The sequence below is a fragment of the Spirosoma fluviale genome (assembly GCF_900230225.1).
Lineage (GTDB): Bacteria > Bacteroidota > Bacteroidia > Cytophagales > Spirosomataceae > Spirosoma > Spirosoma fluviale.
In genome coordinates this window covers 704,238-727,794 of record NZ_OCNH01000002.1, presented here as the reverse complement: position 1 = coordinate 727,794, position 23,557 = coordinate 704,238, and the positions used below count along the sequence as shown (strand labels likewise).

Sequence of the window (23,557 nt, the reverse complement as noted above, 5' to 3'; positions counted from 1 at the left end):
CATGAAAGATATTACCTATTGGCAGGCAGAGTTAACAAAAGAACTTAGCCGACATGACGGCTTGACTGATTTATCGGCCAACAGGTTGCTGGATGTTGAGCTAGGTCTATTTTTACTCCGTGAATTACTCCCAACCTCGCCTGCCCTTACATTACCAGGAATGTTGAGCGGGTTCGAATTCCCCTACCTAGAACGACAGTATTGGACAGGAGACCAGGAACGATTTTTATCCCGTGCCCGCTTGTTGATCGGTCAATTACGACACCGTACCTTATGGCAGGATCTACTTGAAAAATACATTAAGGTACCTGAATTACTTCGCGTTTATACTGTCGATGACAATTACACCTCGTATGCAGCAAAGTCGGTTAGCATATTACCTAATCGACTGCATACATTCCGACAAACGTTGGCTCAACCTATTCCAGGGCGTAAACAATCTGTAAACTGGGCCGAAATAGATAGAGAATATAACGTAGACATTAATAATCTGATTGGGCAGGTTGTATTTCCGTCCAACCTAGTTGTCGAAAAACCGAAGTCTCACTCAATACCCTCCGCGAACCGCAGTATCCAAACAATACAACCTACTAAAGATGAATTAATTGAGATTGGTCGCTGGATGGATGATGGTGATCGACTCAATAACTTACCATCACAAAATTGGGCTGATCGTATAGAAAAAATTCAGCTAGAAAATTACGATGAACGTAGCCAGTCTTTTCTACCGTCAGATCGTCTCACGATCAATGGCACCACCAATGTGGTAGGTATGTTAAGCTCGCGAAAATCAACGCTAATGATGGCCTTAGCGGTTTGGGCCGCGAAAAAGGGGTTACGTGTGACGCTACTTGTGGGCGATGTAAGCGATGTTCTAAATCAATGCAATTATTTATCCCGCTTAGGTTTACCAGCAGCTCCCTTATTGGGAAAATCTAACCGCGATCAGCACTTAACACGTCTACATACTGCAACAGCAGAGCGTAGTCCTTTTTCAACAGACGCTGCTGACATTCACCGAGGATTCAGTTGGTTAAGTACAGCCTGTATGATTCCCGTATTGATGAAAGAAGAGCCTATTTTACGTGAAGATGATTATAAACGTCCTTGCCTGTCTCTTCGCTTACCGGGTCAATCAACAACGCATGCTTGCCCGCTTTATGCCAAATGTTCTTACCACAATGCTCAACGGGATTTAGTCGATGCCAAAATCTGGGTCGGTACGCCTGCCAGCTTATTATACACACGCGCTGATCAGCAACTTACAGCCAGTAAAACGCAGTTAGCCGAATTGATCTGCAAAACCAGTGACCTGATCATCATCGACGAAGCAGATCGGGTGCAAGTGCAATTTGATCTTGCGTTCAGCCCCGGACAGGTATTAGTTGATGACACTCTGCGCCGAGGATGGCTTGACTCACTCAACAATCATATTCGATCTGTTCAGGAACGTAGTGGCCGTGGAATTCGGTCCGATGCCACAATATCTACGTTCAGGCGTATGATCGTAGCGGCCCATGATGCGTGCGAACGCCTTTATGATCTTCTGATAAGTTCCGAAGGAAAACCTATCAAAGAGTGGGTGCACAAGCAGCAATACTTCACAGGTTGGCTATTATTTGACCAATTAGCGGATACATTACTTGCGGAGCGACCTGTATCAGATGTAAGTGGTAAAAGTGAGCTTCCTGAGGTATTCGACAAGTTTGTCAAAAATCACGACCCGCTGGGTGAAAACACGGACAGTGCCCTTGCAACGTTTGCGCAGAAAGTTATTGCGCAAGATCAAAATCGGTCGCGCTTACACCGTGAAATTATGGTCTGGTTAGTCAATGAGCCAACGTTCACGGCTGAATTAGCACCAGAAGCATTAAAAGATACAGCCTTAAAACTCGAATTTGTATTACTGCTTTCTGTACTGGAAAACCGCTTAAGCTATATAATTCGGCATTGGAAGCAAGCTGAGGCTACATTCGATTTAGCTGATTGGGGTAGTAATTTGTTCAACGAACCACCTAAAGAATACTTATCACTCATTCCCATATCGGCAGCAGGTAACGTATTAGCCTTCCGGTATGAATCACTTGCAGACAAGCCTGGTCAACTGACCTTTTTCAAAAATATGGGCACAGGTCGGTATGCGTTACTCAACTTACACCGTCTATATCAGGCAGACAGTGATGTACCAGAAGGGCAAGCTTCAGGCCCAAATGTATTACTGCTTTCTGGTACCAGTTGGGCAGGCACTAGCCCCAGTTATCACCTCCAGATTCCGGTTGATTCACTTTTGCGCTCTCCTGAAAAAGAATTATCAGGCGTTACCGAAAGCCAGTTTTACTACTATCCCTTACGAAATGATAAAAATGAACCGATTCGTGTATCAGGGCGCTCAGATATGAACGACCGGAAACATGCTTTAGAGGAACTTGTGCAACGCCTGGCTGAACGCGACGAGATCGGTGAAACAAGTCTTCTGGAATCACATCTGTTAACCATTGATGAGAAACGCCGACGCGCCTTATTGATCGTGGGCAGCTATTACGAAGCACAGATTGTCAGGGATAAATTAATTGAAGTGCGTAGCAACTGGAAAGGCCGGGTTGTAGCTCTTGCCCCTGATGGTCAATCTTTTAATGACGGACTGAGTAGCCAACAAGAAATTTTGCTCCGTAGTAAAGTGCAGCAGTTTGCTCAAAGCGGGGCATTTATTTTAATCGCTCCCCTGCTTGCCATTGAACGAGGACACAATATTTTAAATGACTTAAACCAGGCGGCATTGGGAGCTGCTTATTTCCTGGTACGACCACATCCACATCCTGGCGATATTGGTATGGCCGTAAAAATGTTAAACCATTGGGCCTTAAATCATCATACCAATAGCTACTGGTTTGAACGCCAGCATAACGGTCAGCTCCCCGAAGCTGGCGAAATGAACCGCATCTTCAGAAAAAAAGCTATACGAAATTGGAATCGCTACATACGGATGCGCGTACAATTCCCTACTATGCCCGAGACTGAACGAAATGCGCTTTACTGGGACCAATTGGTCAGCATCTGGCAAGTTATAGGCAGGCTTATCCGAGGTGGTGTATCAGCCCAGGTTTATTTCTGTGATGCCGCCTTTGCTCCTAATACACCCCTTGGCCAACCTGATACAGTGCGTTCGAGTTTGCTGGTTGGCATGCGTGAATTACTTCGTCCTTATTTCGACGAAACCTCATCTGTATCAGCCCGCGACCGCGCCGTAGCCCAGGCATTATATCAACCATTTTTCCATGCACTATTGAACATTACTGATCTACACCATGAAATACCAAAACCTGCAGCCGCTGGCCTTTCAGCCCATTAATTTCGATTCCGTACCAGCTCTATCCTATCACACACTGTCTTTTCCGGAAAGGTGGTACAAGGAATTAACGGAGTGCTGGAAAGAAACCCGCAAAAACAAAAATCAGGCGTATGTTTCATTGCCGGTTAAATCGCTAAACGAAAGTGTACTGGCGTTGATCCCTGATCTGGTATATGTCAAAAACCCCACCTTTACCGACAAGGTGTGGCTGTATAGCATCGCACCTATAAAGACAGACTATCTGCTGGTTATGGTGAAAGCATGGGCAATCACTTGTTTAGTCGATGTGGAGCAGGATGCTTTACAAACTGTGCTTGACAGCTTTCAAAGTAATGAACTCCGCTGGGTGTATCGAACCCTTTCGGGCGGGTGGCAACAGGAGGAGAATGGTACGGCCAAACCCGCTGGTGAGTATTATAATTTACTACCTTATCAACTAGCTGCCGACCTTACAACGCAACCACTAGTAATTGGTGGCCGGAAGATGGTATTTAAGCGTTGCCCTATGGGTATTGGCACATCGGGTGCCGAATTAGTCTCCTGGCCACCAATGGCGTATGTGTACGGCAAGAAAAAACAGACGTATTATTATTCAATATCCCTACGGATTACCTTACAGACGGTGGCGTTTCAGACCAACCCGCTGATATATGTTCACGTAGGCGTTCGTCGGTATATTAGCCAGAATATTTCGTTTAAAGGAGATATTAAGTCAGCCTTCATCCACACACCACTTTCCTGGCTTCCGGGACTGGTATATGAAAATAGCGTCCAAATCGCTCGTGTACGTAGCAGAGCGAATGGCAAGGTAGACAAGGATGGCAAGAAAGAATATGAACTACAATGGGATGACACCTTGGAGGCTATTATAAACAAATTGAATTTATCGAACCCGCTACCCCCTGCTCAGGAGCTTTTAAATCAGTTACCTACTTATTCGTTTCAGCATACGGAGGCATTACTTATTCATAGTACCAGTATTAGTGCAGCGCATCCAATTAGTGTAGGTCTATCAGCGACTGATAAGACGGCCATCATTGACACGCTCAAACAACGGCTGTCAGCAAACTGGACACCCCTTGGTGCTTACCCTCGCATCAATACTCAGCCTAAGCTAAATCAGAAAAATCCGTTCGTACCTGTCAAAGCCTTATTTTCTGAAGCTACATTACCACAACGGCAGGCCCGTATTGAGGATGCGGTAGGCCAACAAACGCTGTCCTTGCGCATTATATACCAAAAAGAGTCAACAAGAAATGCCTTGATCCGCACTTTAGAAAGCTGTTTAGGCTTTTCGTACGAGCCCCAAACGGAAACATACAAAATCGGCAAGTGTACCTTACGCCTTCATATTGAACAAATCGGCGCAATAGCCAGTGAGCTGGATAACAAGGAGACAAGCAAGAGTACCCTACGGCAACGCCATGCTTATTTTGCCGCCAAAGCTACCCGTCTGGAAGAAATACGTCAGCATTTACCTACCCTCTCCGATGATCAGCCAGCAGTAGGAGTACTGATGGAGCTAGCGAATAACTTCGACACAAATAAAGACCCGAAAGAAGCGTTACGACAGGGAATGGCACGCGTAGGCTACTTAACTCAATTTATCAGTGCTGAAGCCAAACTGGAAGACACGCTTGAGCACCGGGCACAACGCGCCGTTTTGGACCTCTTGCGCCAGTTAGGTGTTCTTTCCTGCAAACCAGCCTTCGCAATAAAAGGCCACTCGTTACCTACACCGTTACACATATTCGGCCTGTGGATTGTGCGACAGAATAGCCGGTTTTTGGGGCGACTAGCTGAGTTCCCACTTCTCCTGCACATTCACCCCGACACCGGTAAGATTAGTGTTAAACTGCCGAATTCGACTAACAAATGGGTTTCTTATGCACGGGCTCAACGTGAATTAGCCTGTATGGATGCTTGCGTTATGGAGCACCCGACTCAAATGAACCATATACGGGACTTTCTCGCAAAGCTGCCCGCTAACGCATTACTCATTACACACGCCCAGAAGCTACGAGGTATCTGGAAAAGTATTGCCAACAGTAAGCTGACGCTGGATACAGTCGATACCCGTATGGGAGGAGAAAGCGGGCAGTTAGGCAGCCTGAATCCGGGTTTACGATTAGTGCGCATCCGGGAAGAAGGTGCCAACGAAGCCCCTCAGGTGTTTGCCATAAACGAAGATGTAGTGGGGTTAAGTAGTGGTGTATTCGCCATGACAGACCGGGTGTTTGCCAGCGTAGGCCAAAAACCCGGCACCGCAACCAAAGCCGTCAAAAATGCCTCTAAGCTTAATTCATGGACGGACAGCACGGGTAAAATTCAACCACCGAACCCAACTAAATACGTCTGGAACCACCGGGTTTGCGAAATTACGGTAGCGGCTATACAGCCTGAAGATAATCCTGCACATTGGGCGGCCATTACGCATGAGCTACGGTCGCTGTCGTTACAGTTTAACGATACAACTATGCTCCCCTTGCCGTTGCAACTGGCGTCATTGTTGGAGGAATATGTTACGGAATAGGCCTTTTAAACTTATTCCTGTTGAGTATACTGCTCAATCAAGCTCTTAAAACCACATCCTTCAAGCTGGGCTCTAATTTCGCCAACTGTATTACTTGGGTCATTTTTTAATGCTTCTATCGTAATAATTCGATCCAATCTCCTCCGCACAAGAGAAGGGTGTTTAAGATTGAATATTTCGATAGTTTTTTCAGCTATAGCCTTTTTATCTACGGATAAATTATGCGCTGGTAGAATATCACCTAGTAAAGAGTATTCGAAGTAAGTCTCAGCATAATCGGATACTGGATTCAAAATTAGAGCGTATTCGTAATCTTTTATACCATTTTGCCCATCTTTATGCTTAGCACCAAAATCTTCATTTTCTACAGCTACGACAAAATTATCCCAATTAAAAAGTTGCTTAGGTGTAGGGAAATGGTCTCTTTTTCGGAAGTGATCAATATGGCACTCTTTTAAATCATCGATTAATATTTCAGTATAGCCGCACAAGTAATCCTGCTCTTCATCAAGCATTTGAAGTCTCATCTCTTGTTTTAGCTCACCACAACCCTCACTAAACTCTTTCCAAGTTTGTGGATCATGATGCTTTATATACCGATCGAATTCAGCTAAAGGCTCACCCTTATTCAATTTTCTCATTTGGACTGAGCAGCACGTTTACGGCGAGCAATTTCAAGTTTTAAACGAATTATACCTTCATCACTTTTACTTAATTCATTTTCAAGTTGTTGAAATAAGTTTTCAAACTTGTCAGACTCATAATCCCCATCGTTGACAAGTAATCGTAGCTCATTCAATTTTTCTTCAACTGGTTTGTAACGCAATCCTGTTATGCCAAAAAAATCGAAAAGGATTTGATCTTCAGGCTGGCCATATGGGTTAAAAGAAAATAGTTTAGAAACACTATGCCCATTCTCCTTTTTCAAAATATGCAATTGATTCTTTTGCATACCAGATACTAAGCCTGGAGAATGCGTTGTAATTAAGTAATAAGCCAGGAAGCTTTCTGTATACGGTTCTTCAGGTTGGAAATTAGCGATGAATTTGCGTTTCCACTCTGGATGCAGATAGGTATCAGGCTCATCAAGCAAAAATAAACTATCTTCTGCAGCAAATAATTCACGCAAAGCCATGATTATCAAAAACTGTTTCTCTCCTTCGCTCAAGCGCTGATAAGGAACTACTAACTGAATATTTTTGCGCAAATCAACATCTATATAATCAATGAGGTCATTAGCTTGCAACGTAACTAAATACTCAAATAAGCTTTTTTCCGTACCATAAAAGCCCCACACATCTGCAAGTTGAGAGGGAGTACGGATAGTGAACGTAACACTATCGTCATTGAACATGAAATCAGATTTGTAGATTCTGTCACGCAAAACACCCAGAAAAGTAGCTAATTCACCTTCAGCACCCCAAAATTGATCAGAATTAATTTTGGGTTTTGCCCAATAAGGTTTGTGTAATTTTATAACGATACGATCAAAAGGATCGGCTTTATAAATATCAAATTCACGTTCTAGTTGTCTTGCTACTTTCTCATTCCGAAAGCTGAGTAGGCCAATCAACAAAGCCGGAAAATTTTCAGGTTTAAAATAAAACAGATCAGGGTTAACCTTAGACAAATTATAACCAGAATTCTTAGTTCTCTTATTCTTTTTAACTGTATCAGTAATCATACTCTGTTGATACTGATCAAAAAATTGCTCAAGTATCGTTGAAATACCTGAATAATATAGCACTATATTAGATGGAAGTAGATAACGCACTTGCCGAGCATTAAAACCTTCACCCTGTAAAAAATGGCTCAATAATTCAGGCGTATCATAAATGTCGCTTCCATCTACTCTTACCCATACATTTAAGCTTTCTTCGTACTCAAACTGAATCTCTAAACTACCTTCATAAACATAAGGCTCAGCAGATCTAATTTCATGTTCATAAGAGAAGCCTACTTGTGGCCCAGTTGACATGTTATAACGTAGACGGAAGCTAAATGGAAATTTGGCTTTGTATAAATCACTGACAGTATTTGGCTTAAGTAAGCCCGAGAAGATCAGCGTCAAGCACTCAATAACCGTTGTCTTCCCCGAACCATTCTCCCCAATCAATACAGAAACCGCCGACTCTTGATCGAATCGTAGCGTAAAGTCCTGCAAGACTTTATAATCTTTTATGTAAAGCTCTTGCAATCTCATAAGGCAAATAGTTCAGATTCAAATTCTTCGATTGCTTGCTGACGGTGGAATAAAAAGTCGGCTTGAATATTGATGATGCGCGTTCTAATCTTAGACATGTATAGAACAATTTCTCTTTGCACCTCAATAGGAGGTAGAATTATGGGAGCAGTTAAGAATTCCTGTCCATTAATATTAGGCTGACCAGATACTTTTTGATTAGAATCTATCCAACTTTTAAAAATGAAAGATTTAGTAAAATATAGAACGTATTCTGGTAAAGCTTTACTTTTGTCTATTATATATTTCACTAAATATCCTGCAAAAATTGCTCGTCCATGTGACTCCTTATACAAGTAAGTTTTACCAACAGTATTTCCAGAACGTGCAATTAAGAAATCTCCTTCGGTTAACAAAAATCTCTCGTCAACTTCAGCGGGCGAAACTATCTGATCATTTAGCTCTCCATCCTCTCTTATATCAGTAATACGTATATATCTTGTATCTGATATTTTATCAATACCACTAACATTTGCTCCGTACATCGGTTTGGATTTAATGATATCCAGCAATGTCAAATTATCATATAGTGAACTACTACCTAATTGCCTTCCGCTCCAAACATCCCATCTAGTTAGAGATTTTAATGAAATTGTATAGAATCTAGGGCCAGTACTTTGTATAATATCATGCCCCTCTATGCCAAGTTTCTCAACAAAATAGTCTTCAATACCCTTTTCCAATTCCTCAGCCTGTTTAGCCAATTGCTGGGCTTCATCAATTCGAGCGTTATAAGCATCTACAATACGGGCCTGCTCTGCCGGGGAGGGCAGCGGAATTTTAATATTCAAAAACTGCGTTTCGTCCACGCGCTGACGACCTGTGGTACCACTGCTGCTGTTTTGGCAGATTTTCAGAAACTCCTTTGTAGACGAAACCAGCGTTAGGAATTCCGGGTTAATCCGCTCCGTGTCGACGTTGTAGCTCAGAAAGTCAGCCGTCGTTACAGCGCCGTCGAGTTCGGGCGGCACCAAGCCAAACGCACCATTGCGGGCGTCGATTTTGGACATAATGAATTGCCCCGGCGAGACCACAAACTGACGCTTAGTGCCAATGCTACGGCCCCATTCCTCATCGCGTTTGAGTACGCCTTTGGTATATAAACGAATGGTTACGCGGGTATAAAGTACGTCATCCTGAATCTCGATGATATTTCGATTACGCTTCAGAAAATCACCAATGCGAACCAGCGAGAACGTGTTTTTATAGTAGGAGCGGTTTTCTTGCAGATACCGAACACTCCAGTTAACTAAGTCGTTAAACGCGACAAAGTCCATTTTTTGGGTTGCTACGGTGGTCATACGCTTGCTTTATTGTACAAAACAGTGGATTCGCTACCAATCCAGCGGAGGAGTGAGTTATCGTTACCCTGCTCGTAGCTGATTTTCAGGTACTGTTCTTTCCAGAGATTTTCCTTTCTTCGGTACTCACCGAACTCTTTGGCTAAAGGCTCAAGGTCATTTTCGCAGGGTGCCCCCGTTGAGCTGATCCCGGCCTTTTCAACTTCGGCAATGGGAATTTGGTAATCGAAGTCTTTCTTGACCTGTGCCCGAATTTCGGTATCCATCGCCTGCTGAATTTCATTTAACCGGGCGCGAAGTGTCTTCTTTTCGGTAGCCGATACAGCGTCTTTACCTCGTCGGCTCAAGCTGTCCTGAATGGTATTCCATTCGACCGCATAACGATCATACGCCTGTTGGCTTGCTTCAGCTTTGAGCTGCTGCCAGCGTTCCGTTTCCTCGTCGGTAAACTTGCGAAGGAACAAGATACTGGGCTTTACGGTCGCCCCCGACGCAATGAAGACATCCTGCGGAATAGAGGTAATAAAGATAATTTTGGCCTGACTCTCAAAATAGTCGCGCACTCGCTGCAACATTGGATTGTTTAGTACCCCCTCAGGCAATACAATGCCAATCCGGCCACCGGGCCGTAACAGATTAAGGCAACGTTCAATGAACAAGACTTCCGTAAGTGAAGACATTTTACCAGTTGTAAACTGATCGAGTACGGATTCACCAATGTGGTCATTAATTTGACTAAGCGCCTTATCGTAATCCAATCCGTACCGTTCGCGATATTGTTGAATACGCTCCTGGTTGGTGTATTTGTCGGCTTCCGTGATTTTGAGCGACTTTTCAACACGAGCGCCAAACGGCGGATTGGTCAGGATAACATCAAAACGTCCTTCAAAAATGCCGTTAACATTCAGTAAACCATCATTATGATGAACGCCCCCATGCCCATCGCCATGCATAATCATGTTCATTTTGGCCGTACGAGCCATACGCGGATTAGCATCCGTACCATAAATACAGTCGTACGACAGCTTACGAAGTCGGCTATTAGGATTATTGATATCTAACTCATAATTCAGCTTGGCAAATAAGTCGTTGACTAGTTCATCTGTTGTCTGCTTTTCTGTGGAAGACGCTTTATCATAGTCGTCGTTGTAGTAGCGTTTTTTAATTTCGTCTTTGGCCTGGTGAATATCATCTTCAATCTTGGCACGTACGTATTCAAAGGCCTTTATCAGAAAGCCGCCACTACCACAACACGGATCACAAAGTACCTCGCCCTCCTGCGGGTCGAGCACATCGACCATAAAATCAACTACCGTGCGGGGGGTAAAAAACTGACCTAATTCGCCCCGAAAGGTTCGGCCCAGGAACTGCTCAAAAGCAATACCTTTTACGTCGTCAGACGTTGTAGAAAGGTTGTATTTCTGCAACTCTTTTACGATGGCTTCAAAACTACTCTCCCGAATCCGGATGGTTTCGTTGGTATCAAACAGGTCATCGTTTTTGAAGTCATTTTTTGTACTTTCAAAAAGTCGCTGATAGAACGGCAGCTCACCCGGCGACATATACCGATTATGCGCTTCTTTGTCCTGTTTGAATTGCTCTTCAGAAAAGATTTGCCCCTTACTATTCGTACGTTCATAGCGAATCTTTATGAATAGAATTTTAGAAATCTCATCAAAAGCGGCTTCAGGAGAGAGCTTATCGTTATTGCGAATGATGTTATGGCATTTGAACAGCAGCTTTGAAAACTCATCGCGGGTAAATGCTTTTGTCTGGCTCAGTAAGTCTTTTAACTTGCGCTCATTATTGATATCCTTTGCCATTGGAATATCAATAATCTCAATAAGTCGCTTGGGTATTTTACCTTTTACTACCTGAAAGATTCTAGTTTCCTTCAGGTTTGTTGTTACAAAAAAGTCGGCTCCAGCCCAAGACGCATAGTTATATCCCTGGAAATAATCCTCTTCCCGTACTGTGATGTATTCTGCCTTACATTCAACGACTATAATTGGGCTATTCTCTTCCGCTTTATCTTCCTTAGATTTCCAGATAACAATATCGGCCCGTGCCTGGCCCTGACCACGCTGGGAGTTATTGACCTGAATTTCCTGCCCCATCTGTTCTTTAGCATACCCATACTGCTCCATAAGACGAACAATATATTCCTGACGCACTTGCTCTTCGGGCGTAGCTACCAGATCTTTACCTTTAAGGGGGGCATATATTTTAGCAGATCGAGTCTTTATTTCAGTCACCATAATGTGCTTATCAGCGTATTTTATTCTGCAATTTACATAAAGTTTAACGCCTTCTTCACCCACTCCGCCCCCAGCCGTTCCTGCTCCACGCGCCAGCCGTTGCGGTTGAGCAAATCGAACAAATCCCGCTCCTCTTGCGTCAGATAAGGCAATTCCGTTACGGACGTTGTTTCACCTTTGCCTTTCAAATGTTTGTGGGCGTCGAATGTGGCGCGGTCCATCAGCAGGGATTGCGTTTGGGGGAAGTGTTTGCGGAACTGGTCCAGAATCAGGAAGCCGTGGGCATCTAAGTCACCCCAGTAGTAAAGCTGTTTGTTATAGAGCCAATCGGTGCCGCCCAGCAAGGTAACGGCAAAGCCACCGCCCCAGATGGCGATGCTGTCGGGCTGGCTTGGGAAGGTCAGAAAAGTAGTTAGGTTTTCGATGATGAATATGCGGCTTCCGCTCAGGCACAACGTACGAAACTCACTCAACCATACGCTGATGTGCGAGAGCATGGGGTGGACTCGCAAGGACGCATCCAGAAACCGAACTTTAACCAGTGGCTCCTCTACGTGCAGGTGAAAGCGTTTGTAGAAATCCGTTTCGTCGGCGTTCAGATGCTCCGGGATCAGATGGTCGAGTAGGGTGCGCAGCACAGGCCGGTTGTTTTCAATGAACTTAGTGGGCAGCGCAATCGGCAGGCTACGAACGTACTGCTGAGGTTTCGGATTCTGTAAAAAATAAGCCGTTACCTTCAGCAAATCGGACCATTTGCCAGCCTGCTCCGTCACAAGTCGGGGTATTCGCTCAACCAGAGGAAGCAACGCAGGTGATGCAACCCGAATCCGCTCTATGTCTTGTACAAATACCTGATAGGCGGCTTCTTTCCGAATGAAGTACAGAAAGTCGGTGCATGTCTCAAAGCTGATTTTTCGGATTTCGCTCTGGCTCGTCTTGGGGTTTAGTTTCAGATCGAGGGTGTAGCCCTGACCGGTTTTGTTTTTTGAGTGAAGCAGTAACTCGCGCTGTTGGTCAAAAATGGCATCGGCCCCGCGCTGGCGATCCAGCGTTTTATTGGTGGGTATTACAATCGGGAACGGGTCTTCGCCGATTATATGCGCACGAAGTACCGCTTCGTACCGGCGAAGGGCTTTCTGGTACAGGTCGGCGAGGGTTATCATGGAGTTTCCGTCGCTTCAGCCAGCAGGCTTTCCTTTTTGTCGCGGTATTCCAGAATGGGAATGTCGCGCACGGTCGATTTGCGCCGGTCTTTCTGCGATTTCGTTACCCAGTGAATCACCGATACGTCGTTTTCGAGCAAGTGAATCGAGGTTAGGGGCGTTACAACCATCAGTTGCAGGCCCAGCCCCTGGCAAAGTTGCAGCAGGTACTTCGACTTGTCCTCATCTAATTTACTGAACGCTTCATCGACGACAATGAACCGAAACGACCGGTGACTATGCCCATCGCTTGGTCCGCCATTGCGTGGTCCGCCACCGCGGTGGATACCAAACTGATGCGCAATAGCGGCTCCAAGCACCGTATAGGCTAATTGAGCCGCTTCGCCACCCGACAAACTCCCCGAACTTTCGTAACTACCGCCGGGCCTGGGTGCTTTATCAGCCATAAAATACTCGCGGGCCTTGAACTCTGACCAGTTGCGCACATCCGTTACTTCCTGACGCCATCTCTCGTCGGCCTGTAACTCGCGGATGAAGGGTTGAATCCGGTTGACAAAATGGTCGATTTCGGCTTCTTTAGGGTTATCAGCCAAGGCAATTTGCGTGCGGTCGGGTTGCCAGCTCGTTAGTTTGCTAAACCGAAAATCGCGAATACGAGGCCGCCGGGTGTCGGTGCGCTCCAATTGAATGTATGTATCGGGATTTAAGTTGAAAGCAATATTTCGCAGCGAGCCGTTGATCTGGTCAATGGTTTCGCAGATCCGGTCGTGCTGTAGTTCTAAGGCGTTGCAGTAATCGGTTAGGGCTTTGGTGGCTCCGCTTTTGAACTCGTCTCGGAAACGATTTTCCAATTCTACCAAATTATCGTCCCGAATTTGCTGATAGCGGTCGATGTATTCGGGCAATTGGTCGATTTCGGTTTTCAGATCGTAGGTGTCGGTATCCCAATCGGTAAACGTGGCCCGAACGTCTTTGCCCGGCGACTTAAAATCGACCATCGCTATCCGAATACTCCGTTCAAGGCTCGTTTTCTGACCGGCCAGCCCGTTAATGGTTTCCGTTACTTTCCGTTCGAACTGCTCTTTCTGCGTTCCAAACTGAGTATACGTAAGCGTTACGTCACGGGTTAAGTCGGTTAGTTTCGTCAAGTCGGCGTCGAGATCATTGGAATCGAACGTAGCTAACAGTCGTTCGGCCGTTCGCTGCTCATTTGTTAGCGCCCGAATACGCTGTTCCGTATCCCTAAATTCATCACGAGTATGATTTTTCTCTTCGGTCAGCGTAGTAAGTGACTTCTTTAGGCCGTCGAGCTGTTCCCGCAAGGTTTTCAAGGCTTGACTAGAGTTTTCCAACGATGCTTTTTGCTTCGACAGGTCAGCAATGTTAAGCACGTCGGCTTGCCAGTCAAGTTTCGAAAACTGCTTAATCGCCAGAAAAAGCGATACCCGTTTCTGGTTGTCTTCTAGCTTAGTAAGCTCTGTTTCAAGACTACTGAGCGTCTTTTCGAGTTTACTTATGCTGTCATGAAGTTCGCGGGCGTTACGTTGTTTGTCGCGCAGGAGTTCGCGGTTATCCCAGCCCAGAATGTGGCTGCGGGCGGGCGAATCGTCACGTTCATGCCGATCTTTGTTCCGGTTTAGGCCAGAGGGTAGCAACGCTTTTTCGGCCCGTTCAAACTCGGTCTGGCTCTCCGTACATAGGTAGTTGAAGCGTCTGGCAATATGGTTTTCCACCCAAGCCGCATACTGACTTTTCGTATTAAATTCCAGTTTCGTCACCAACGCTCTCGGATCAGGGAAAAGCGGCCTCGAGACCTTACCCGTTACGCGGTGAAACACCACTTTACCCTTCAGATCTCGCTGGGCATTGATGTAAGCATTCACGGCGGAGTAATACGCATCGGGCACCAACAAATCCAGACCCGTATTGTGCAGTACTTTTTCGATGGCATCGTTCCAAAGCAGCTTTTCATCAGCTTGTACCTGTATGACTTCGGCCATAAACGGAATTTCCGCTTCGGTAGCCCCCACAGCAACCAGAATTTCCTGCCGGATAGCTGCCGGACGACCTGTTACTTTACCTGTGCTGTTTTGCAGTTGTCGAATCTCTTCGGTGAGCGTCTCGAAGGTCTTTTTCAGGTCATTCGCCTTCGTACGACTCGTAAATCGCTGTTCGTTAAGATGCTTCTTATCGTCGGCCAGGGTTGTTTGCAACGCCACAGCTTGTTCCATATTTTCACGAAACGTAGCTTCATCGGGATTTTCCGTAAAATTCAGCGGACGAGCCAGCCGATTGTAATCTTTTACATTATCCTCCTTTTCTTTTTTGGCTTTTTCGAGCGCCCGAATCTCTTTGTCTAAATCCTTGATTTCCTGCTCTGTTTGATTGTTAGCCAGACTAATTTCCAGTTTAACCCGCTTATCATCAGCGTTCTGCCACGCCTGCTCCTGGATTGTCAGTTTATCACCAAGCTGGTCGAGCTCACGGTTCTGGCGGCTCAGTTCTTCGCCCCAAATTCGGACTTGCTGCCGGGCAAACCAGGGTTCCAGTAGTTGACACTGGGCGTTCGTGGCTGTGATCGACTGAGCCAGCGTGTGGTACTGGTGGCTTAGTTTGTAAACAGGCTCAAGCAGGTTGAGCTGGGTACGGGCTTTTTCGAGAGCCTGATAGGCCGTGAGTAGCGTTTGGTAGTTGTCCATCAGCTTTTTGAAGGCGGCTTCGGCATCGCTTTCTTCGAGCATGTTGGTTCGAATAAACTCGTCCAGATCGCCCAGCACTTTCATGCCCACGGTCTGATTGAAGAGGGTCAGTGCTTTTTCGCTGCGCATACCAAACAACCGCTGAAAAGCCGTGGCATACTTAGGGAATGTGTCAAAATCTTCAATGCGGTCGCCAGATTGGCGTTTGAGTTTTCGAAGCCAGTTGCCATCGGTGCTGAACTGGATATGCTCGGCAATGTTAAGTTCGAGTTTAGCTACCAGATACTTTCGCTGTAATCCGCTGCCGGTAAACCAGCGGACCTGCGCCAGCGTAATGGGTACACTACCCGCTCCTTCATTCGTAAATACCCCAAGAATGATGGAATACGTCTCGAAACGGTTGGGACGTAATTTCTCGACCCGTGAATTTTGTTGATCCTCGTTTTGCGTTCGTCCGTAATGGCCCTCCACATACGATTCTTCGCTACGTTCCTTACTGCTTTTAGCACCTGACGACTGGTTAAAGAACCGTTTCTGCGGGTTAACCAGTAAGGCCAGTAACCCATCCACCAAGGTCGTTTTGCCCGAGCCGTTGGCACCAGTCAGCAGCGTATTCTGCCCATTAAGCGATAGTTTCCAGATCTCTCCTTTCTTGCGGCCTTCGTTATCCTCTCCTTCGTGAAAGGTACCCCAGTTGAAGATTTCAAGGGTTTTGAGCCGGTAGCCTGCCCGCGCGTCCTGTCGGCCTGAGGTATCAAATAGACTCCACATAGGCTAAAAGCTTAGTTCGAAACTCGTCCAGTTTATCGTTGGTCAACTTTGCTTTCAGGAGCGACTTCACCTCATATTGCGTATTGTCGGGGTTGGTTTCGTCTTTGCGGGTTTGTTTCAGGAAACCATTGTCTACTAACTTCTCAATCAAACCGTCTAATTTGCTCAACAATGCCTTTCGGTTTGGTTGATTCTTGAAGAACAGCTCGATACGGTCACGCAGTTGTTCCCGCGTCACAAACAGCCGACTGCTACTCAGGTGATTACTAACTTCATGCTCTTCGAGCCATTCGCGCAGCAAGACGCAAAGCAAACTCAGCTCATAATTCAACGACACCTTGCGAATGAGTTTGATGGGTGGATTACCTTCGTCTTCAGCAAATTCTTTCTGAATCAACCGGGCATATCCTTCGCGTCGGTTCAGGTCGAGGTTGATCCCGATAACCTGAAAATAGTCCCGAACGGCCGTTTCATATTGGTCGAGTAGTACCCAGTACGTGCGGTCGTCGTCATAAATGGCGTGCGACTGCAAGAGCTTGACAATAACTGATGCGTAGGGTTTATGCATAGGGAGCAAGCGACGATAAATATCTATATACCAACCTATTCATAAACATCTTTACGATGATCAATCTTTAATAGACAGTATTTCCTGCTTAATGTCTGCGAAAGACCGTTTGGGTTCATCCCGTCGTTCCATAGCATCTAATGTATCGATAAGATCCTCGACAATTTCCTGAACGGCCTTGTTTGTTAAGTCCAATTGAAGAGCCGTTTTTTCGCCTTTACTATTCGTTACGTAGCTGATACCCTGACGGAGTGCTGCTGGATTCATGGCCTTATTGTTTACTTGCTTCTGTATATGACACCGATATATAACGAAACTACAGCTTTTTTAGGTTCATCCTCCCCTCTCTTGCCAGTTTCACCAATCAAACCTTCTGATGAATAGTTAACGGCAAAAAATAATTTCCGGGAATTCGACCCGGCGATTGCTGGCAATGGCATAGGTGTCGCGCCGAGTGTCGTTAAGCACGTGTTTCGCCGACGATGCGGCCAGACTCCCATACGCCATCAACTCCGACAGACCGTATTTCAATCCAAACTCGTCAACTACTTCCCGGAGCGTCACCTGCGGTTGCGTACGTAACAGAAATCGGATATTAGCCAGCAAAACCGATTTGTCGATAACTGTCTGATTCACCAAAGCTTCTACTCCCGAGTCGGCCTCGTCGTTATTGGCCAAAGCCAATGCACGGGGCACAATTCGGGTTTCCCGCTCCTGCAACGATACGGTCGAATCGTTAGACAGATAGTCAGCCTTTCCATCGACCGTTAAGAACGCATCGTCTTTGGGTGGGTTATCCATTGCGGTAAAGGCCAGCGTGCGAATTTCATTGATGAGCGTCAGCGATTTCCGGCGTTCACGGATATTTTTCTCCGAAATAACCTTCTCCAGTTTCTTCGCCAGCAGGTGGAATGAGTCATTCACTTTCTGCCCTTCGGTATGGAGATAGAATTTGATTTTTCGGATAAATGTATCGTCGGGCGGCAGACCTCGTTCGGTTAGCAAATCGAACACTCTCCGAATGAGCTCGTCTAATTCAGCCTTCTGCATTGGGTCGGTCAGGTGGTGATAGAACCCCTCGAAACTACGACCTTCGTCGGTTTGGCGGAGTTCATCGAGCGCATCAAGCGCGTATCCTAGCAAGCTGCCTTTAGTCTGATCAACAGCCGATTGTTTCTGAACAATTTCTCGATATATAAACTGAAACCGATCTTCCACTTCCCGAAAGTCGCGCATGAGGCTGCGCGCTACGACGTTTACTTCCTGAAACCGCTCTTTCACCTGATAATCAGCAAACGTCTGTACCGTCTGAGTCATCGTCAGCACCCGGATCTGCTCGTCAATCGCTAGTTTTTGTTGCTCTAATTCGGCCACTTTCACCCGCCAGTCTTCGGACGTGTTCTGTACCAGTTCACGCAGTTTTTTGATAATATCTAAAAAGCGGGATTCAGTACCGACGAAACTGCGTTTCTGCATTAGCGATGCTACCCAGTCGAGCACGGTTTCTATGTCGGGTGTGAGCGAGTGCAAATCATCGCCCTGATCATTGGTGTAGAGCGTCAGGTAACCTTCGCGAACCCAATCCTTAATAAGCTTGGTAGCTTTCTCATCGAACCCCATCACAACGCTGGTAAGGCTATCGTCATCAGCGTCGCCCCAGATTTCAAGAAAATCAGCCAGATTACCCACCAATCGTTCGTTGGTCAGTGCGGGCGAATAATTTTCCGTTTTAAAGGCTTCCTGCAAGAAGCATAACACCAAAGCCGGGTTGCGACTACGAAGTACTTTAATCGGAACGGGTGTTCGATCTGCGTTGAAAAAAGACTGGTAGCGTGGGTAGTTCACATTTGATACCGCTTCCATGTCACTCTGGCGTTTTAACGTTTCTGTAAGTATAACGAATTTCTTCAAAACACCAGACTAAACGTACTACCCGCCTAATAGCTGATAATTTGCTCCTGACTTAATACAATCATACCTGAGTCCTGAATCAACAGTTCTTCAATCATTTGCCATCGAGCTTCTAAAAAAGCAGTCAATTCGCGGTTTCGTGTGTTACCAAGTCGAATATAAACAATGCGGGGTGGCGCTCCTTTCAGGAAAAACGCATCAGGAAAATCTGAATCTTTGGTGATGATAATTCGGTTCTCTTCAAGAGCAATTCTACCAATTTCGGCATCTTGTAGTAGATGACCTTCCGGAAAGTGTGTTGTATGAATTGCGTCAAATCCTTTCCAGCGTAGATAGGTGGCTAACATCGGCGGCAATTGTGTATCAACAATAAACTTTAGCACGACCAGTTAGGAGGCAATCGTTAGATTAATAATCGTTCGAGCATTGGCAATGTGGGCAGCATACAACAAAGCCGCATGAATATCGGCTTCTTCCAGATAAGGATAGTCGGACAGAATTTCCTCGTTCGTCATGCCAGCGGCCAACAGCTCTAACAGTTGCGCTACCGTGAATCGCATATTCCGAAGCGTTGGTTTACCCTGACTAACAGCCGGATTCAGGGTTACGCGAGCAAGTAGATTTTCCATGTCACACAAACGTTTTAACGAAGCTACAACATTTTATTCTCTATGTGCTGTTGGTGGCAGCTATGTAAAGTAGACAACTCAAAATACCAGACTAAACGTGCTGCCCTCGCCGGGTTTGGAGTCGGCGGTGAGCTGGCGCGACAGGCTCAGCGCGACGCTCGAAACGGTTTCCTTGCCAGTTCTAATAATCTATAGAGGAAAACCTTTATTTTTCGGCCAAAAGGTGTTCAATCTCTTGCTTCAATAACGGAAGACTTTTGATGACAACGCTCCACACGATTACTTCATCCACAGCATCATACGCATGAATAACACGATTTCGCAAATCAACGATTCGCCGAGCGTTCGAGATAGCAATTGAATCGTTTACTTTTAAAATTCGATTTGTCGCTTCTCCGATAATTTCAATTTCTCGTTCAACGGCACGTTGAATGGTTATGCTGTTCTGATAGATCGTAAAGTCCCGTTGGCCGCCTAAATGAACATCTATGTGGTCAATCGCTTCCAGAATATCTACCAACCACTTTCGTACATCCTCATTCATAAATAGCTGTTTTTGTCCGCTCAAGCATGGCAATGAAGTATGGATTTTTCAACGACCGCTCCGTCACCAAATCGACCGAACGCTTTAACGCGCTCTCCAAGGCATGGGCAATCGTAAAGTAATTATCACCATACTGTATAGGATCGAGGGTATCGTCGAACGCAATCAATAAGTCGATATCACTGGCTTCGTTGAACTGGTCAGTGCAAACCGATCCAAATGCATACGCCCTTTTGACGCCATTCTCCCGCAGAATTTGAGTCACTACGGGTAGTTTATTCGCTAAGACGGCATTAATCATATTAATAGTTTTAGTCTGTAAGTATAACGAATTTCTTCAAAACACCAGACTAAACGTGCTGCCCTCGCCGGGCTGGGAGTGGGCGGTGAGCTGGCCGTTATGGAGCTGCATGATCTGGCGGGAAAGACTCAGCCCGATGCCCGAGCCGGTTTTCTTGGTCGTATAGAAGGGGATGAAAATCTGCTCCAGCGCTTCGGGTTCAATACCGGCACCATTGTCGGTCACGCGGATAACAACGCGTGGCCCCACGGCTTCGGCTTCGATCCGGATGGTTGGATTAGGGGTTTTTCCCAGGCTCTCAACGGCATTCTTTATCAGGTTCAGCAGCACCATTTCGATCTGGGCAGCATCGGCCCGGATAGCCAGATTGGGCGACGATACCGAGATAGCTACCTGGTGCTTATGCGCGTCGGCCTGCATCAAATGCGCTACATTACGAACGAGCTGGTCGACCGGTACATCGGCCATAATGGGTTGTGGAATGGTCGTAAAATGCCGGTACGCATCCACAAACTGCATAATGCCCGCCCCTCGCTGTTCAATCGTGGTCAGGGCGTCGCGCAGGTCGTTGACGGATTCGGCCACAAAGGCCGATTCAGCCGCAGATTGCTGCCCTTTGTATTCAGGCAGGGAGAGCGGCACCAGGTCCGTTTCAACAATATCGCGCATGGTGCCCGCCAGCGACACAATCGGCGTGATGGAGTTCATGATCTCGTGCCGCAGCACCTTCGTCAGGTTTTGCCAGGCATCGAGTTCGCGCTGCTGCAACTCCGAGCGGATATTTTGCATGGATGCTACCGTTACGAGCCGCCCCCGCAGCCGAACCGCCGTGCAACGAACCGACAGTTCGCCATCGGTACCGGTCTGGTACGATACGGGCGTCGATGAAGCTGTCGATGCCCGGAGCATATCGGCCAGATCAGGGTGGGTAGCCTTGAGGTCGTTTAGGGTGCGAAGCCGGTAAATACCCAGCAGCCGCAGGGCCGTTTGGTTCACCAGTTCGACCTGCCCCGTGGCATCGAAGGTGAGCAGGCCAACACTCACGTGCTGAACAATGGTGTTGACGTAATGGAGGTTGGCTTCTTTCTCGGCCCGCGCCTGCCGAAAGGCATCCAGCACTTCGTTGAACTGGTCGTTCAATTCGTGAAAAGACGGCCCGAGGTTGCTGTCGGCGCGAAAAGCAACGGCGAAATCGGAGTAGCGAACCGACTCTAGGAAACGCGTCAGCTTGCGGTTTACACTCGTTACATATCGGTACAGATTGACCGATAAGACGATGTGGGCAATGAAAAAGGGAAAGAGCAATATCCCGGCCGCCTGCTGAAGATAAAAATAGGTGATCGCCCCGGTAAGGCCAACAATGCCGACGATACGCCAGCCTATACCGAGGGCGAATCGATTCATACTACCCGGCAATCCAACTAAATGGATACTCAAGTGTAGGCACCTTGGTCCGTTCGGCAATCCGACGCAAACGGGCCGGTAAGGCCATCACATAATCGCGGGCACGCTGTCCGGCATCGTTCAGATCCGTCATGGCGTCTATTTTCCAGTCGACCAGCAGGGCTTCGGCAATTTCGATGTAATCATAGGTGGTGTAAACCCCCAGGCGCTGGGCGGCATCCGAAAAATGGCTGAACGTGTCGCCAATTTTCACCCCACTTTCGCGGAGGAAGTGAGCAGGCATCACAATCTTCTTGCGCATCATGTCTTCAAAAGCCAGCATCATTTCGGAAGGGTCGACTTCGAAAATCTGCCGCACAAAATCTTTATAGGCTTTGGCATGGCGCATTTCGTCGGACGCAATGACTCCGCAAATTTTCGACAACTGGTTGCAGCCGGCCTGCTTGGCCAGCGTGGCCGTCCGGCGGTGCGATACGTTGGTAGCCAGTTCCTGAAAGGAGGTGTAGACGAAGTTCCGGTAGGGGTCTTTGCCGGTACCAATGTCGAAACCATCGGCAATGAGGTATTGCGTCGATACTTCCATAGCCCGCATATTAACCCGACCCGACAGGTACAGAAATTTGTTCAGCAGGTCGCCGTGACGGTTTTCTTCGGCCGTCCAGCTACGAATCCAGCGCGTCCAGCCCGACGTGCTGCCCTGTTCGATGCCTTCCATATCCATCAGCCACGATTCGTACGTTGGCAGAGCTTCTTCCGTAATGGTATCGCCCACCAGCACGGCTACGTAATCGTAGGAGAGCTCGCGGGTGCTTTCACGGAGTAATTTGACTTCGTCTAAGAATGACTCTTTCGTGGAATCAGGAAGCAAATCGGCGGGCTGCCAATTGGTTTCGATTGGTTTAAGAAATTCATCCACCGATGCGTCGATCTTTTCGCCAACGAATCGCATTACGTCCAAACGTGTGCCAGATAATATCATGAATAAGTAACAATGAAAGGGGGCAAATTATCCCAACATTCGGCAAAGTTCGGCGAAAAGAGTCGATGTTTTCGATTCGCTTTCGTTTTTCTTCCCGACTATAAACGACTCCTTGTTATTTTTGGGCTATACTAGCCGCTTTGCTCACGCCTGTAGGCCCTATGAAAAAAGTTTTAGATTACGTATTAAGCTGCGTTTACCTCCTTTATTTCGGATTGGTATTGTGTGTTTTTCATGTCGCTCAGGCAACCGCCTTTAACTTCTTTGGCCGCCCGGCCCACAAAAAAACGGTCGACTGGATGAATGCCTGCATTGCCTACGGCTGGTACTTGACCGGCAGCACCATCCGTTTTCGGCCGCTCACCACGCTCCCCACCGACCGGCCCATTATTTTTGTTGCCAATCACCAGAGCATGTTCGACATTTCACCCATTATCTGGTTCCTGCGTCCACATACGCCCACGTTTGTTTCTAAAATCGAGATAGCGCACGGCATTCCCGGCGTTTCGTATAACCTGCGTAAAAGTGGCGCGGCCCTCATTGACCGCAAAGATCCCAAACAGGCCATTGTGGAAATTGCCCGTTTAGGAAAGCTCATTCAGCAACAGAACCTTTCGGCAGTGATTTTCCCCGAAGGTACCCGCTCGGCGTCGGGCCAGATGCGTCCCTTTGTAACGGGTGGCGTGGCGACGCTGATGAAGCGGGCACCGGCTGCCCTTGTGGTACCCATTACCATTCGCGGAACGGGTCATTTTAATCCCAAAGGCATGTTTCCACTCCGATCGTTTTCTAAAATGTCGTGGACGGTATTAGCCGGCATTGAACCCGCTGGCCGCACCGCCGACGAGGTTGTTAAACTGGCGCAGGAAGCGATTACGGAGGAGTTAAAGCACATTATTTAGGAC

Annotated in this window: 18 protein-coding genes; 3 read left to right on the top strand and 15 right to left on the bottom strand. The window is 46.8% G+C overall.

All coding sequences use genetic code 11. The annotated features are described in order from the left end of the window. Position 1: 1 nt before the first annotated feature. Both CRO74_RS13690 and CRO74_RS13685 read left to right on the top strand, forming a co-directional pair. Entirely contained in the window at positions 2-3,349 is a 3,348-nt protein-coding gene (locus CRO74_RS13690; RefSeq protein ID WP_097126611.1) for a pPIWI_RE_Z domain-containing protein, read from the top strand. Further along, positions 3,306-5,882 carry a pPIWI_RE module domain-containing protein gene (locus CRO74_RS13685; protein ID WP_097126610.1) on the top strand — a complete coding sequence of 859 codons (2,577 nt, stop codon included), beginning with the start codon at positions 3,306-3,308 and terminating at the stop codon, positions 5,880-5,882. The genes CRO74_RS13690 and CRO74_RS13685 overlap by 44 nt, the downstream gene beginning before the upstream one ends. 11 nt (positions 5,883-5,893) lie before the next feature. On the opposite strand, the gene CRO74_RS13680 is transcribed toward CRO74_RS13685, so the two are convergent. From CRO74_RS13680 to CRO74_RS13610, 15 genes are all read right to left on the bottom strand, one after another. Beyond that, positions 5,894-6,523, bottom strand: a complete 630-nt coding sequence (locus tag CRO74_RS13680) for a retron system putative HNH endonuclease (protein ID WP_097126609.1) — start codon at positions 6,521-6,523, stop codon at positions 5,894-5,896. Next, complete coding sequence (locus CRO74_RS13675; RefSeq protein ID WP_097126608.1) at positions 6,520-8,085, bottom strand: AAA family ATPase; 1,566 nt, start codon at positions 8,083-8,085, stop codon at positions 6,520-6,522. The genes CRO74_RS13680 and CRO74_RS13675 overlap by 4 nt, the downstream gene beginning before the upstream one ends. After that, complete coding sequence (locus CRO74_RS13670) at positions 8,082-9,425, bottom strand: restriction endonuclease subunit S (RefSeq protein ID WP_097126607.1); 1,344 nt, start codon at positions 9,423-9,425, stop codon at positions 8,082-8,084. Before CRO74_RS13670 ends, CRO74_RS13675 begins: the two co-directional genes overlap by 4 nt. Then, entirely contained in the window at positions 9,422-11,683 is a 2,262-nt protein-coding gene (locus CRO74_RS13665) for a type I restriction-modification system subunit M (RefSeq protein ID WP_097126606.1), read from the bottom strand. Before CRO74_RS13665 ends, CRO74_RS13670 begins: the two co-directional genes overlap by 4 nt. A 32-nt stretch (positions 11,684-11,715) precedes the next feature. Further along, a complete protein-coding gene (locus CRO74_RS13660; protein ID WP_097126605.1) occupies positions 11,716-12,846 on the bottom strand; it encodes a Wadjet anti-phage system protein JetD domain-containing protein in 1,131 nt (376 codons plus the stop codon). Next, positions 12,843-16,316, bottom strand: coding sequence for an ATP-binding protein (locus CRO74_RS13655; RefSeq protein WP_097126604.1), 3,474 nt, complete (start codon positions 16,314-16,316; stop codon positions 12,843-12,845). Before CRO74_RS13655 ends, CRO74_RS13660 begins: the two co-directional genes overlap by 4 nt. Continuing rightward, positions 16,300-16,884 carry a DUF4194 domain-containing protein gene (locus CRO74_RS13650; protein WP_097126603.1) on the bottom strand — a complete coding sequence of 195 codons (585 nt, stop codon included), beginning with the start codon at positions 16,882-16,884 and terminating at the stop codon, positions 16,300-16,302. Before CRO74_RS13650 ends, CRO74_RS13655 begins: the two co-directional genes overlap by 17 nt. A 60-nt stretch (positions 16,885-16,944) precedes the next feature. Then, positions 16,945-17,151, bottom strand: a complete 207-nt coding sequence (locus CRO74_RS13645) for a hypothetical protein (RefSeq protein WP_097126602.1) — start codon at positions 17,149-17,151, stop codon at positions 16,945-16,947. A gap of 117 nt (positions 17,152-17,268) precedes the next feature. Then, a complete protein-coding gene (locus CRO74_RS13640) occupies positions 17,269-18,747 on the bottom strand; it encodes a DUF3375 family protein (protein WP_097126601.1) in 1,479 nt (492 codons plus the stop codon). Between the two features lie 74 nt (positions 18,748-18,821). Next, positions 18,822-19,178: a DUF5615 family PIN-like protein gene (locus tag CRO74_RS13635; RefSeq protein ID WP_097126600.1), complete on the bottom strand. Its 357-nt coding sequence runs from the start codon at positions 19,176-19,178 to the stop codon at positions 18,822-18,824. A 6-nt stretch (positions 19,179-19,184) separates the two neighbouring features. Then, positions 19,185-19,424: a DUF433 domain-containing protein gene (locus CRO74_RS13630; protein ID WP_097126599.1), complete on the bottom strand. Its 240-nt coding sequence runs from the start codon at positions 19,422-19,424 to the stop codon at positions 19,185-19,187. Positions 19,425-19,629: 205 nt separating this feature from the next. After that, complete coding sequence (locus CRO74_RS13625) at positions 19,630-19,968, bottom strand: HepT-like ribonuclease domain-containing protein (RefSeq protein ID WP_097126598.1); 339 nt, start codon at positions 19,966-19,968, stop codon at positions 19,630-19,632. Further along, positions 19,961-20,269 carry a nucleotidyltransferase family protein gene (locus CRO74_RS13620; protein WP_097126597.1) on the bottom strand — a complete coding sequence of 103 codons (309 nt, stop codon included), beginning with the start codon at positions 20,267-20,269 and terminating at the stop codon, positions 19,961-19,963. Before CRO74_RS13620 ends, CRO74_RS13625 begins: the two co-directional genes overlap by 8 nt. Positions 20,270-20,305: 36 nt before the next feature. Then, entirely contained in the window at positions 20,306-21,673 is a 1,368-nt protein-coding gene (locus CRO74_RS13615; protein ID WP_097126596.1) for a sensor histidine kinase, read from the bottom strand. 1 nt (position 21,674) lies between these two features. Beyond that, the gene (locus CRO74_RS13610) at positions 21,675-22,652 is read right to left on the bottom strand and encodes an acyl-ACP desaturase (protein ID WP_179830195.1); all 978 of its coding nucleotides are present in this window, start codon (positions 22,650-22,652) and stop codon (positions 21,675-21,677) included. 161 nt (positions 22,653-22,813) lie between these two features. On the opposite strand from CRO74_RS13610, the gene CRO74_RS13605 reads away from it, so the two are divergent. Beyond that, positions 22,814-23,554: a lysophospholipid acyltransferase family protein gene (locus CRO74_RS13605; protein WP_097126594.1), complete on the top strand. Its 741-nt coding sequence runs from the start codon at positions 22,814-22,816 to the stop codon at positions 23,552-23,554. Positions 23,555-23,557: the final 3 nt, after the last annotated feature.